Here is a 14,083-nt window from a genome sequence, read left to right as displayed (position 1 = left end):
AAAATACCCCTGCATGCCCATTTACCACAGATAGACAAATTTCATGTAATAAGCGTTTGTTTCCGGTGTGTTACGCCCTTCAACCGAATGGGAATACCGTGCGGTAAAAGATACGTGTTTCGATATATTGAACATGACACCCGGACCCATGGCAATTTCCCGGCTGTTGGAATTATCAACATAGCGGTTGGCTGTATTGTCAAAGGTGCCCGTCACATTCTGCCAGTCAAACGCCAGAAATGGTTCTATTTTCTGCGTTGCTTTCCAGCTGAAGCGTAAATTGCTGTAAAACACGACACCGGGGAAATAGCTGTTCTGCCCCTTTACATGCTTTGTTGACCCGACAACTGTTCCGGCGTCACCATCAAAACTGAAATGCTTCCATTCATAGTCAAAAATGAAGCTGGAGATATTGGACCAGTAATTGGGTGACGTTGCGTCCCGCGTGCCAACAGGGGTCTGCATGAAGGTCTGGAAGCCGAACGTGCTATGGGCATTGGGCTTGAACCAGGCTGCCGGGCCAATAATGGTTGGCCCAAGGCCACCGTAATTGGTGCCGTTGGCCAGCACGTAGCTTTCACCCTGAATGACTTCAAACGCGAAGCCGACATGGGGGATGGCGTCAAAACTGCGGAAGTGAACGTATTTGGTCAAACCTGACCATGTATGGCTGCCGCCACGTGCCTCACGCTGACCAACACTGTTGTATGTGTTGCCCGCTGCATTCCCGTCCCCATACTGCACCAGCACGTTGAAGGGTTTGAAATCGACCGGCAGGTCATATTCGTGCGGGCCGATAATCCCCAGCGTAATGTCCGCAGCGCGTGAGGGCGCGGCATAGGCAAGCAAGGCACCGGGTATGACGATACGCAGCAGAGAGCGCAGCCGCTCCGGCTTTTCTGTCAGACGCATAAGGTTATTTCCGTAATTAAGAAACGGGGCCCCGAATTGTTTTTCGAGACCCCGCATTCAAGCCTGTTTAGTGGGCAGCGTCGCCTTGCGCACCAGTAGCCTGCGCACCGGCACCTTGGGCACCATCGAGCGTATAAGCAATGATGTAATCACCGCTTCTTGTCCCGAGGCCACCATGGCCACCCGCAGCAATAACAACGTACTGTTTGCCACCAGCTTCATAAGACATCGGCGTAGCCTGACCACCGGCGGGTAGACGATCACTCCAGATCACCTTGCCGCTGGAAAGATCAAAGGCGCGCAGATAGTCATCTGCTGTTGCCCCCATGAACACCACGCCACCTTTGGTCACAATGTTCCCGCCAATGTTATACATGCCTGTTGGCAGTGGCAGGTTGTTGTGCGTCCGGAAAGGCCCGGTGTCACGCGTTGTCCCGACCGGGTGCTGCCAGACAATTTTCTTTGTCACCAGATCAATAGCCGTCAGCGTGCCCCAGACTGGCCCTTTGCACGGAATCTGCAGCGGGTTCAGCCACGGGTTGGTGTAGGCAATGTACGGCGTGCCGTAGTCAGGCGAAACTGACAGAGCATCACCCTTGGCTGCCGGTTCTTCCCCTTTACCATCCCATTTTGGCAGAGTACCGGGGGCTTCAAGCGTTTCACGCTTTTCCAGACGGATGCGGAACGGCAGGTAGCTTGCATTGGCCAGCAGAAGTTTACGCTGCGGGTCAATGGTAATGCCCTGCCAGTCAACCACGCCATAGAATGCCGGATAGACAATGGTGGTCTGGCCAACATGCGGCGGTGTGAACTGACCTTCATACGCTGACTGACGATACTGGATACGGCAGATCATCTGATCAAGCAGGGTTGCGCCCCACATATCCGTTTCCTTCAGATCAGGCGGCGTCAGGGACGGCATACCAACCGGATAAGGCTGCGTGGGGGACACGCGGTCATCTGGTGCAATACCGGCGGTGGGAACAGGTTTTTCTTCTACAGGGTAACCGGGAACCGGCTGGCCGGTACGACGGTCAAGCACAAAGAATTCACCGCGTTTGGTGCTTTGCACCAGTGCGGGAACGCTTTCCCCATTCGGGCCGGGCAGATCAACCATGGACGGGCCGGATGGAATATCCATGTCCCACAGGTCGTGATGCACGGTCTGATACGTCCACCGACGTTCACCAGTTTCGATATCAAGTGCGATGGTGGCAGAAGAGGTTGCATCGTCAAACGGACGACGTGAGCCACCCCAGTTATCAGGCGGAGAGTTGCCTGTCGGGATGTAAACCAGACCCAGATTGAGGTCTGCCGTGTAAACGCCCCATGCGTTCGGGGTGTCACGCGTCAGCACGTCATCGGTGCCGGGTTTCCATGTTTCCGGTGTATGGCCGGCGTCCCACGCCCATTCAATTTCACCCGTGGTGGCATTGAAGGCACGGATTGCGCCAGACGGTTCAAAGTTGGCCTGGTTATCAAACACCCAGCCACCCGTAATCACGCGGTTTTTCGCCACCATCGGGGGGGATGTGACAAAGTGGAAACCGTGCGGCACGTGGCCCAGATACTGACGCAGGGAAATAAACCCGTGGTCACCGAAGTCATCACACGGTTTGCCGGTTTCCGCATTCACGGCCACCATGCGCACGTCTGCGACCGGAGAATAGATACGGTTGCGGCAGCTTGTCTGAATTTCATCCGGGATGTGGTAGTAAGACACACCGCGGCAGGCCAGATACACGTTCTTGGCCAGATCAGCCGTATCGGGCTTTGGGTCAAACTTCCATTTGACTTTACCTGTCGTGGCATCAACCGCCATGACCCAGCTATGGGGCGTGCACATATAAAGTGTGTCACCGACCTTGATAGGCGTCAGTTCAAGGTTGAACTCGTGCCCCTGGTCAGGCCCAGCCACCGTCCCTTCGCCATCCTGCTGCACGTCACCCGTACGGGTCATCCATGCGCGCTTCAGGTGGCTGATGTTGGCCGGTGTGATCTGCCCTACGGGAGAATAGCGGTCCCCCCCGACTGTGCGGCCATAGGCTGCCCAGTCTGAATCGGCCACGCCTTCGGCTGCATCATCTTTCTGGCCCTGCGCGGACATACGATCAGCCGGAACAGTGCCGTTGATGGAATAGGATGAGAAGCAGCTTGCCAGCACGACAAGGCAGGACACCACGACTGACCCCAGCACTTCGCGCTTGTCTGTCAGCCAGTTCTGGCCCGTGCGCCATACCCATGGCAGCAACAGCCAGACACCAAGGCCAATCAGCGTCATCAGGCGGACTTCAAGCCCCCAGATATTGAAGCCGACTTCAAAAAGGGACCAGACAGTGGCCACAAGCAGCAATGCTGCATACAGGCGGGCTGCCAGTTTGGGGTTTTTGAAGCCACTAATGGCTATGGCAAGCAGAACTGCGCCTGCCAGAATATAGAACCACGACCCGCCAAGGAAAAGCAGCTCCGCGCCGCCCAAAAACAGGAATAGTCCGATAAGAGCCAGTAAGGCTGAGGTTATGATTGTAAATAACCCCTTATTACTCTCTCGCATGCTGTGTTTCTCTCTGATGTGTTCAGTCGGCCGGAGCAATTTGTGAGGCTGTCAGGTCTCGTCTGTCAGCGGCCAGCCTGTCTGATCAACAGGAAGCGCCTAAAAATTGCCACTGTTCACACAAGGGGTTTCACACACGTTTGTAGTAAAGAGCCGGAACTGTTTCAGATTTGAGACACTCTGCCGATGAGGCAATCTACAGACCCTGGAGAGCAGCGATGCATGGCCTATATATTCCCAAGCCTTTCACGCGAAATCGAGGGGGGGACTGGTGCATTTCACTCCACAAAAGAGAGGCCTAACACCAATTGACACAAACGCCATCAAATCTATAAGTTAAAAATAAACACACGCGGTTTCTGCCGACATATGGACTTGATCGTATGCCTGTCTTTCGGGAATCGCTTTATCGCTTTGCGGTCCATATTCTCACTCTTCTTTTTGCCGATTTTCAGACAGAAAACGACTTCGTGAAATGGTGTGAGCTCAAGGCCCCGGTCTCCCACGAAACCCTTTATAAAACACTTCTTCACTATGAATATTTACAGCGCACTCATCCCAGTGACGGACGCATACAATGGCAATCGGGTGCTTGCGCCTTTTGCTTGATATCCCCACAGCTTCAGAACCCTTTGAATTTCTGAAAAATAGAGCTTCGTCACGCATATGCCACATGCTTCTGTTGTGCACGCGTATTCATTTCAAAAACTGGCATTTAGCAGAACAAGAGTTCACTGATTACTTAAAGCAATATTCCCCCTTCCCTCATTCTCTTTTTTCTATTCTTACTAAATTACTTATCGCGCAAACCCACCATGCAGGGTGGATCGGTTTTTCGCTAAGTGGAAAACTACAGATCAGAACCGTTAAGGAAATAGACAAGCAGAAAATAACAGTCCATTTGGATAAGGCTGTTTACTACTGGCCAGACCTTGTTACACGGCAGAACGAAGAACACACTGTCATCACGCTGCCTAAGGGGTGGCGAGAGACCCAAACAATTACCCTTCATCATCCAGAGCATAGTTTTTTTGGAAGCAGTTTAAACGTCAGGACAGTTCTACAAAATGACGGCTTTGTGGAACTTCGCGATGGTAAACTGCAAGGGTGGGCAAGATATCGGGCAGAACCGGAGAAGCCTGTCAAAATCTGCTTTTCTGGCATCGATCAGGCAGGCCACACTGTTCGGTATTATCAGACGACTGCCCCACAAGCACTTTTCAACATTAAAACTTTATCAGGTCAGGAGTGTGAACCTGAATTCTGCTTCTCTATCAAGAAACTTTCAAATTTAAAAGCATCTGTTTTTGTAAAAAGCGATGTCGGAACATCGTTATATGGTAGTCCTGTACCGCTAGATCTCTTTGCCGAACAAGCCACATTTTACGCACACCAAATAGCTGAACGCTTCCCCGCAACCTCATGTGAAAGAGAGCAAAATAAAAATAACAACTCGATAGAAAAACAGGCGGACTGCCTAACATCTTCTTATCCACCTGTTGCTGTAATTATCCCGGTTTATAATGGCTTTAAAGCAACGCAAGACTGTTTGCGCCTTGTACTTCTTCACAAAGATGAAAATACACGTCTCATTCTTGTCAACGACGCTTCACCGGATCCACAAATTCAAGCGTTACTGGCTGACATGGCCTTTCAGAATGATGTTTCTATCAGCCATAACAGGCATAATCTTGGCTTTCCAGCAACGGCAAACGCTGGTTTAAGGCAGCGAAAAACTGGCGAAGATGTCATTCTACTTAACAGTGACACACTTGTTTCTGCCAACTGGGTTTCACAGTTACAAAAGGCTGCTTATTCAAAAAATGATATTGGAACAGCAACAGCTTTATCAAACAATGCTACTATTTTCAGTTACCCTGATCCGCATGGGCGTTCCCCCATTCCCAATGAGACGCAATGCGCTGAATTAAGCCAGTTATGTGCTGATATATGGGGTGGTGAGGCACCTGAAGTCCCAACCGCTCATGGCTTCTGCATGTATATCAAGGCAACCTGCCTTGATCAGGTTGGCCTTCTGCGAGAGGATATTTTTGGACAAGGCTATGGAGAAGAAAATGATTTCTCCTGCCGCGCCACCGCATTAGGCTGGCGACACGTCGCGTGCCTTGGCACCTATGTTGGGCACGCAGAAAGCCAATCTTTCAAAGCCGTAAAAGTCGATCTCATACGACGCAACCTGTCCATTATAAACGACATCCATAAAGGCTATGACAGAAAAATTCGCTACTGGCAGGAACAAGATCCTTTAAGGTCTTTTCGTCAAAAACTTGATCTTGCCCGCTTTCACCAACGATACGGAAAGCAGCCATCCATCATTTTGATCATGCATGACCGGGACGGCGGGGTGCTGCGTCATGTGGGACGGCAGGCAGCTTATCACGTCGACCAAGGGTTAATTCCGTTTATCATGACGCCGGAAACACATCTTTCAGGCAAACGGATGTGGCGGTTGCAAACTATTCATCAAGCAGATTTTCCTAACCTGTCATTTCCCATCAGCGCATTTGCATTTCGCAAAATTGCCCGCGCACTGAATTGCATTAAATTAGAAATACATAGCTATATCGGCAGTGGACTAGAAAAAATAGTCCGTTTGTCTGATCTCCCTTTTCCTTACGATGTATATATTCATGATTACTCATGGTTTTGTCCGCAGATCACCCTAAGCCAGAAACAAGGACGCTATTGCGGTGAACCGTCTGTTGCTGGTTGCCAGCGTTGCCTGAACATTTATGGCAGCCGCACAGGTGAAAACATGCCCGTTGCCCGTTTAAGACTGTTAAGCCACGCACTGTTTCAAAAAGCAGATCAGATCATTGCACCGTCACGCGATGCTGCCAGACGTATTCAGCGACAGTTAGGCGTTGCTGTCACCCTCCGGCCATGGGAAAAAGTTGTTAAAAAAGGAGAACTTGCCTTTCCACACCTACCACCCACCCAAAAGCGAACCATCGGCGTTTTAGGCGCAATCGGGCTAGAGAAAGGCTACCATGCACTGCTCGCACTAGCAGAACTGGCGGAGCAAACTGATTACAACATCGAATTTGTTCTGATCGGCTTTAGTTGTGATGATAAACTGTTGACAGACACGGGGCGTGTAACAATTACTGGTCGCTACAAAGAGTTTGAAATCAGCCGATTTACAACACACCATGAAATTGACTGGTTTTTTCTTCCCTCGACATGGCCGGAAACATGGTCTTATGTTCTGACCCAAATCTGGATGACTGAAAAACCGGTCATTGCGTATGACATTGGGGCTCCGGCAGAGCGCATACGCGATATGGGAGGCGGAATGCTGGTTCCGCTGCATATCCCACCGGAAAAGCTGTTATCCATTCTGTTCCAGCCAGCCGCGTCCTAACTTCGGCGCGCGATGAAACCTACAAAACCAAGCTTTATTCGGTAGCCGCTTCAGGCATCAACGACTGTCAATGACCAAGCATCCTGCGTTGCGGCCCCCGGTTCTAGCCACAAGGGCGTTGCGTTTGGCAGGCGAACATTGGCAGGAAGATTCATGGCCGCCCGCAGCGCACGGAACAGAGCACCATGGGCAACAATCAGGGGCACCCCCCCGTGTTCCGTAGCCCGATTGATGGCTTCGACAGCTCTGGCACGCAAAACGGAAAAGGGCTCGGCCCCAGCTGGCGTATAATTACCCGCTATCCAGCTATCGTACCAGTCTCCCATAGGTTGGCCTTCCTGCTCACCAAAACAGACTTCTTCAAGCCCTTCATCGGTTTCCAGCGGAAAAGCCTCAAACCCTTTGGCAATCAGCCCTTCCCTTACAATGGCAGCCGTTTGAAAGGCACGATCAAGCGGGGAACTGACAATATGCGTGAAAGGCGTATGTTTGCTGACACACGTTTCAAACAGCTTGGCCGCCGCATCTGCCTGCGTAATGCCTGTTTCATTCAGGGGCACATCAGTGCGCCCCTGTGACAGACCATCACGATTCCAGTCTGTCTGACCGTGACGCAGATACCAGTAGGGACGGAGGCTAAGCTGTATCATTGAGTCTCAATCGAATAGGGAAGAAACGGAGCTTTCGTCAGACACGGCACGCATGGCGCGGGCCAGAAGGCCAGCAATGGTAATCTGACGAATGTTTTTGGCAGCGCTAACGGCTTCCGTTGCCTTGATGCTGTCTGTCAGGGTCAGCATTTCAATGCAGGAATTACCAATCCGCTCAACCGCACTACCGGTCAGAACACCGTGGGTCACATACGCCCCTACAGACGCTGCGCCGTTATTGGCAATCGCCTGCGCCGCATTGCAGAGTGAACCACCACTATCAACAATATCGTCCACCAGAAGGCAATGACGACCTTTGACATCGCCAATCACGTTCATGACTTCAGACACACCGGCTCGTTCACGCCGTTTATCAATAATAGCAAGGTCAGTATTCAGACGCTGTGCCAACTGACGGGCACGCACCACACCGCCAACATCAGGGGAAACAATCATCAGATCCCGGTCACCATACCGTTCCTTGATATCGCGCACGAACAGCGGTGCCGCGTACAGGTTATCCACCGGGATATCAAAGAAGCCCTGAATCTGCATGGCGTGCAGATCAAGCGTCAACACGCGATTGGCTCCGGCTTCTACCAACAGGTTGGCAACCAGTTTGGCGCTGATAGGCGTACGAGGACCAGATTTACGGTCCTGACGGGCATAACCGAAATACGGCATGACAGCCGTAATACGACGGGCCGACCCACGACGCAGCGCGTCGAGCATGACCAACAGTTCCATCAGATTGTCATTGGTAGGGGTGCAGGTGCTCTGCACCACAAAAACGTCTTCACCGCGGACGTTTTCATGAATTTCGACAAACACTTCCATGTCGGCAAACCGGCGCACGGTTACGTTGCACAGGGGCATGCCAAGTTCGGTGGCGACTGCATCGGCCAGCGGCAGGTTGCTGTTACAGGCGACGATCTTCATGGTAAGGACGGTTCCCGACATTGTCAGTGGTGGCAGAAGAGCGGTGAGTCGAGGGGGGTTTAGCAACCGTTGCCGCTGTTGTCATCCATCATAGCGCGCCCACAGGGCAGACGGTTTTATGGCGTGACAAAAAAGCCCGCGTCTGCTGTGGGCAACCCTTGCGTTGACTGGCACTGTTCTCTATCGCCCCTATGATATGGATACCATGCAGACTTCATCCTCAGCAGGCAGTATGCACTCCCCCTCTTCCGAACCGGTGCTGCATCTTGTTCCAGAAAAAGGCACGTCCTATTTTCGACATGCCCTGCGGGACCTTGCAGAGGGGCTGAAATTTGCAAAGCTGGGATGCACACTGGGGTGGCTGGATATCAAGCTCCGGTATCGCGGTTCCATTCTCGGCCCCTTCTGGCTGACAGCATCAACCACGGTCATGATTTCCGCCATGGGTGTGCTGTATGCATACCTGATGAACATGGATGTGCATAAATATCTGCCATTCCTGACTTTTTCTCTCATTCTATGGGGGTTTATTGGTGGCACATTGCAAGAAGGCTGCACCACTTTCACATCCGCTGCTGGCCTGATCCATTCCGCACGAATGCCCTACAGCATGCATGTACTGCGATCGACCGTGCGTAACTGGCTGACGGTAGCCCACAACATTCCTGTGATTGTGGGGGTGTTCCTGTGGTTTCATGTGGAGCCGTTATGGTCATGGACGCTGCTGCCAGCCCTGTTGCTGTGGGTGTTTGATAGTTTTGTCGCTACATTTCTGCTGGCGATTCTGGGGGCGCGCTTTCGCGATGTTCCACCTATTGTGGCCAGCGGCATACAGATTTTTTTCTTCATAACGCCAATCTTATGGACACCTGACCTCATGAAAGAGGGACAGGACTGGCTGTTGCTCAATCCATTTTTCCCTCTGATGGAAATTCTACGCACCCCATTATTGGGGGATACTGTTCAGGTCGCAGTCTGGCCCGCAGCACTAGGATGGTCTGCTTTTCTGGCCAGCGTAACCTTTGTTCTGTTTGCCCGGATGCGGGCCCGTCTGGCCTATTGGGTATAAGAAATGGTTAGTATCCGTGTTGAAAATCTAGCCGTTTCTTTCCCCCTGTATCACGGCACGACCCGCAGTCTGCGCAAGACAGTCAAAAGCAGTCTAGGCGGCCGCTTTACACAGGATAAACGGGAGCGCGTCGTTGTTCAGGCGCTTCAGAATATTAATTTTACCCTGCAGCCCGGTGACCGTCTGGGTTTGGTCGGCGGGAACGGTGCGGGCAAAACAACCCTGCTGCGTACACTGGCCGGTATTTATGAACCTGTTGAAGGCAGCGTAACGGTGCAGGGCCAGATTGGCACCCTGCTAGACCCATCGCTTGGGATGAATCTTGACCTGACAGGCCGCGAAAATATTCACCTGCGCGGCATGTATGCCGGGCTGTCAAAAGCGGCCATCCGCCAAGTGGAAGACGATGTGGAAGCCTTTGCCGACCTAGGATCATTTATGGACCTGCCGGTGCAGACTTACAGTTCGGGCATGATGGTCCGGCTTTCCTTCGGGCTGGCAACCGCCATCATGCCGAATGTCCTGCTGATGGATGAATGGTTCATGGCGGGTGATGCGTCCTTCCGGCAGCGCGCACGCTCACGTCTGGAAACACTGGTGTCAAAAGCCGATATTCTGGTGCTGTCCAGCCATATGGCCGATGTCATGGCTGACTGGTGCAACCGGCTGATCTGGATGGATAACGGCCATATTCGCATGGATGGGCCGACGGAAGACGTGCTGGAAGCCTATCTGGGCAAGCCGCTTGATACGGTTTTGTCAAAACGCAAAAACGATGAGTCTGACCCGCTTCTGTCCCTTACCCCCGAACCGATTGAAGCTGTCCCAAACCCTCACACTCTGTAACAGGTAAGGGCATCTGCCCGATTGCCCCATTCGCACATCCTTCCAAGCGTGACATAATAAAGATTCGCGACGGCTACCCCGTAGCCACTGGAACGGATGACGTATGACCCGGAAAGCCCCACAACCCAGACAAAAAGCCTGCTTTATTACAGGCAGCATCATGCGGCATGTTCTGGTTATGGCGGGCACGGGGGCTATTGGGCTAATGGCCGTTTTTGCCGTTGATATGCTCAACATGGTCTATATCGCCCATCTGGGCCAGACCGCCCTGACCGCCGCTATTGGCTTTGCAGGGGCCGTTATCGGGCTTCAGATTGCCGTGGCCATCGGGTTAACCATCGGTATCAGCGCCGCGACGGGGCGGGAAATCGGTGCCGGACGGCACGAGGACGCCCGGCAGATTGCCTCCTCCGCTTTAGCCGTCATGCTGGGCCTGACGACTGTGCTTGGCTTGGGCACCATGGTGGCTGCCCACCCCATTCTCCAGCTTTTTGGTGCACGCGGAGACGCACTGGCCCACGCCACAACTTATCTGCAAACGGTCAGTCCATTCCTGCCTCTTATCTGCATGGGCATGGGATGTTCGGCGCTAATGCGGGTTGTGGGCGACGCCAAAGGCTCCATGAACATCACACTGCTGGGCGCTGTGGTTGCCGCCATTCTCGACCCGATCATGATTTTCGGCCTGCATGAAGGCCTGACCGGGGCGGCCATCAGCACTGTGATTTCACGCCTTGTGGTTGCGAGTGCCGGTGTACGCGGTGCGCTGCGCCATGACATGATTATCTGGCCCACGCTTTCTCGCATTTCAGGTGATACGCGGCATGTTGCGTCAATCGCCATGCCAGCCATTCTGACCAACCTCGCTACACCGGTTGGCGGCGTTTATGTAACCCAGTCGATGGCCCATTTCGGGCTGGATGCCGTGGGTGGGCAGGCTTCTATTGAGCGCACTGTGCCCGTGCTGTTTTCACTGGTATTTGCCCTGACTGGCTCGGTTGGTCCTATCATGGCCCAGAATATGGGGGCCGGATTGTGCCATCGTGTGCGCGAAACACTGACGGCAGCCTTGAAACTGGTCATGATCAGTATTGGCCTGACATGGATTATTCTAGCTGCATTGCAGAACTATGTGGTGGCGGCCTTCAATGCACAGGGTGATGCGGCCATGCTCATTCACCTGTTCTGCTCACTGACCATTGGCAGTTATCTGTTTGTCGGCATGCTGTTTGTGGCCAATGCAGCCTTCAACAACCTCGGTTTTCCGCTTTACTCCACGGCCTTCAACTGGGGGCGCGCTACACTTGGCACCATACCGTTTGTAGGATTTGGCACACGCTTTGGGCCAGCAGGGGTGCAGATTGGGCAGGCGGCCGGCGTTATTGTGTTTGGGTCACTGGCTGTCTTGACCGCATTTCGCGTTACGCAGAAACTGACGGCACCGGTTGCTGCCAGCAAACCCGGCACGGCCCCTGCGTCAGACGTGCCGACCACAAGTGCTGAAGCCGCCATGGCAGAACTGGACGAACTGAACAACACACCAGAATTGTGTGAACCAGACGGGAGCCCGGACCATGTCCAAACTGACTACGGAAGAACGCAACGCCCTGCCGGATGATGCCTTTGCCCTACCCGGCCGCCGCTACCCGATTCCCGATGCGTCCCACGCGCGGGACGCCTTGGCCCGCGCCAGCGAAATGCTGCACAAGGGCACCCTGACGCAGGATGAATACGACACCATTCACCGCAAGGCTGAAGACGTGCTGCGCCGGGAACGCATGTAACCTTAGCAGCCTGACAAACCATGGCCCGCGGCCTCTGGCCTAATGGCTGTACTCATGGCATCTGTTGCCCATGCCTGATGTGACAGCCCCTGCCCGCCCTTCTTTACTCAACCGCCTGTATGCAGGTGTGCTGAAACATGCCGCCAGTCCGTACGCACCACTGTGGTTGGCATTGCTGGCATTTTCAGAAGCCAGTTTTTTCCCCCTTCCCCCTGAAACGCTGCTTGTGCCCATGGTGCTGGCGCAACGGCATAACGCCTGGCGTTACGCCGTAATCTGCACCGTGGCCAGCGTGGCGGGTGGCGTGCTTGGCTGGGTTATCGGGTCGATGCTGCTGGATTATCTGGCTATGCCCATTGTCCGTTTTTATCATGCTGAACATACCCTGATCAGCCTTCAGGAAAAATTTCGGCAATGGGGTGTCTGGATTATCCTGTTCAAAGGGTTAACCCCCATCCCCTACAAATTTGTGACCATTGCCAGTGGTATGGCTCATTTTGCGTTGGGTCCGTTCATGATTGCCAGCGCCGTGACCCGCGGGGTTCGGTTTTTTCTGGTTGCCGCCCTGCTACGCAAATTCGGCCCGCCGATTGAATCCTTTATTGAAACACGTCTGCCATTGATCATGGGTATATTTGCCGTGTTGCTGATTGGCGGCGTCTTGGCCCTCCGTTACCTGTAACGGGCGGCTTGCTACGGTGTTTAGCCTGCACGGCTGACACGCCGTGCCTGTGCTTGCAGATCAGCCAGCGGCAAGGCAAAACATCCGACACCATCTGACACCATCTGACCCACTCCACCAAGGCAGGGAGACCCCAGAATGCCATCGCAGATTGCCGTTGTTACCGGTGCCGGAGCCGGCATTGGCCGTGCTGCCGCCCGGGCGTTGGGCCGGGCCGGTTTTGATGTTGCCCTTCTCGGCCGCAACGAAGACCGCTTGCAGGAAACAGCCCGTGACCTTGCCAGCCACTCCGTCCGCACAGTGGTTATCCCTGTTGATGTGGCCGATTCAGATGCTGTTACAAAAGCGGCAGAACGTGTGGAAGCTGAATTGGGTCCCATTACCGTTTGGGCCAACTGTGCAGGGGCAACCGTTGTCGGGCAAGTGGCCACATTGGCCCCGCAGGATATCCGCCGCGCAACTGAAGTAACCTATCTGGGCAGTGTAAATGGCACGCTTGCTGCGCTGACACATATGCGCCGCCGTGGACATGGAGCCATCATCAATCTTGATCTGGCACCGTCGTTGCGCGGGTTGCCGCTGCAAGCTGTTGAAAACGGGGCGCGTGCTGCCCTGCGTGGCTTTTGTGAAAGCCTGCGCCCAGAACTGCTGCATGATGCCGATAATATTCGCGTGGTCATGGTTGACCTGCCATCCATCAACACACCGCGCTATGGCTGGACGCGGAATACTACAGGCAAGCGCCTGAAACCGATCGGCCCAGTTTATGAACCGGAAGTCGCAGCAGAAGCGATTTGCCGTGCCGCCTTTACCACCAGCCGTTCCATTTCCATCGGCCCTGCCACAACGCTGTCTGCAGCGTGGAATGTGATCGGGTCAGGGTTCCGGGAAAAACGTCTGGCTGAACACGGTTATAAGGCACAGCTTGAAAAAACCTGCGCCGATACCGATGCCAAGGATGATCTGTTTGAGACAGCACCGGGTGCTGTCTCTGCGCATGGCGCTTTTGACACGCAATCACGCAGGCTAGACAGCCCGCTGTCTTTCTTTGTGACATCAGGCGCACGCGCTGGCGTTATCGGGGCGATGGTCGCCGCAGGATTAACCGGCCTGATTTCGCATATACGCGCGGGTAAAAAGTAAACCCGTAGCCTCCGTCGATCCGATCCCCTTAACGAGAGGAAGGCACCCTTGCATCACGGGTGCCTCCTCAATCGATGAAGGTACTGGCGGTGTTGGAATCAAAGCTTACTCGTGGCTGC

General features: G+C 53.7%; 11 protein-coding genes. 7 read left to right on the top strand and 4 right to left on the bottom strand.

The window, feature by feature from the left end:
- Positions 1-21: 21 nt before the first annotated feature.
- Positions 22-912 (bottom strand): transporter, encoded by an 891-nt coding sequence (locus Abin_RS01470; RefSeq protein WP_048844797.1) that lies wholly within the window; start codon positions 910-912, stop codon positions 22-24.
- Positions 913-979: 67 nt separating this feature from the next.
- Positions 980-3,466, bottom strand: coding sequence for a membrane-bound PQQ-dependent dehydrogenase, glucose/quinate/shikimate family (locus tag Abin_RS01465; protein ID WP_048844594.1), 2,487 nt, complete (start codon positions 3,464-3,466; stop codon positions 980-982).
- A gap of 577 nt (positions 3,467-4,043) precedes the next feature.
- Between Abin_RS01465 and Abin_RS01460 the strand changes: the two genes are divergently transcribed.
- A complete protein-coding gene (locus Abin_RS01460; RefSeq protein ID WP_048844593.1) occupies positions 4,044-6,851 on the top strand; it encodes a glycosyltransferase in 2,808 nt (935 codons plus the stop codon).
- 50 nt (positions 6,852-6,901) lie between these two features.
- Here Abin_RS01460 and Abin_RS01455 read toward each other — a convergent pair whose 3' ends face one another.
- Positions 6,902-7,501: a histidine phosphatase family protein gene (locus Abin_RS01455; protein ID WP_048844592.1), complete on the bottom strand. Its 600-nt coding sequence runs from the start codon at positions 7,499-7,501 to the stop codon at positions 6,902-6,904.
- A gap of 6 nt (positions 7,502-7,507) precedes the next feature.
- Positions 7,508-8,440 (bottom strand): ribose-phosphate pyrophosphokinase, encoded by a 933-nt coding sequence (locus Abin_RS01450; RefSeq protein WP_048844591.1) that lies wholly within the window; start codon positions 8,438-8,440, stop codon positions 7,508-7,510.
- A gap of 196 nt (positions 8,441-8,636) precedes the next feature.
- Between Abin_RS01450 and Abin_RS01445 the strand changes: the two genes are divergently transcribed.
- From Abin_RS01445 to Abin_RS01420, 6 genes are all read left to right on the top strand, one after another.
- A complete protein-coding gene (locus Abin_RS01445; protein ID WP_306309155.1) occupies positions 8,637-9,509 on the top strand; it encodes an ABC transporter permease in 873 nt (290 codons plus the stop codon).
- A 3-nt stretch (positions 9,510-9,512) separates the two neighbouring features.
- Complete coding sequence (locus Abin_RS01440; protein ID WP_084593381.1) at positions 9,513-10,355, top strand: ABC transporter ATP-binding protein; 843 nt, start codon at positions 9,513-9,515, stop codon at positions 10,353-10,355.
- 103 nt (positions 10,356-10,458) lie between these two features.
- A complete protein-coding gene (locus Abin_RS01435) occupies positions 10,459-11,973 on the top strand; it encodes an MATE family efflux transporter (protein ID WP_048844590.1) in 1,515 nt (504 codons plus the stop codon).
- Positions 11,930-12,139 (top strand): hypothetical protein, encoded by a 210-nt coding sequence (locus Abin_RS01430; protein ID WP_048844589.1) that lies wholly within the window; start codon positions 11,930-11,932, stop codon positions 12,137-12,139. The genes Abin_RS01435 and Abin_RS01430 overlap by 44 nt, the downstream gene beginning before the upstream one ends.
- A gap of 70 nt (positions 12,140-12,209) precedes the next feature.
- Positions 12,210-12,821 (top strand): YqaA family protein, encoded by a 612-nt coding sequence (locus Abin_RS01425; RefSeq protein WP_048844588.1) that lies wholly within the window; start codon positions 12,210-12,212, stop codon positions 12,819-12,821.
- A 138-nt stretch (positions 12,822-12,959) separates the two neighbouring features.
- A complete protein-coding gene (locus tag Abin_RS01420) occupies positions 12,960-13,964 on the top strand; it encodes an SDR family oxidoreductase (RefSeq protein ID WP_048844587.1) in 1,005 nt (334 codons plus the stop codon).
- The last annotated feature ends 119 nt before the right edge of the window (positions 13,965-14,083 follow it).

The organism is Acetobacter indonesiensis, assembly GCF_000963945.1.
Lineage (GTDB): Bacteria > Pseudomonadota > Alphaproteobacteria > Acetobacterales > Acetobacteraceae > Acetobacter > Acetobacter indonesiensis.
Note: the sequence above shows the minus strand (reverse complement) of the source record. Positions and strands in the feature narration are given on the sequence as shown.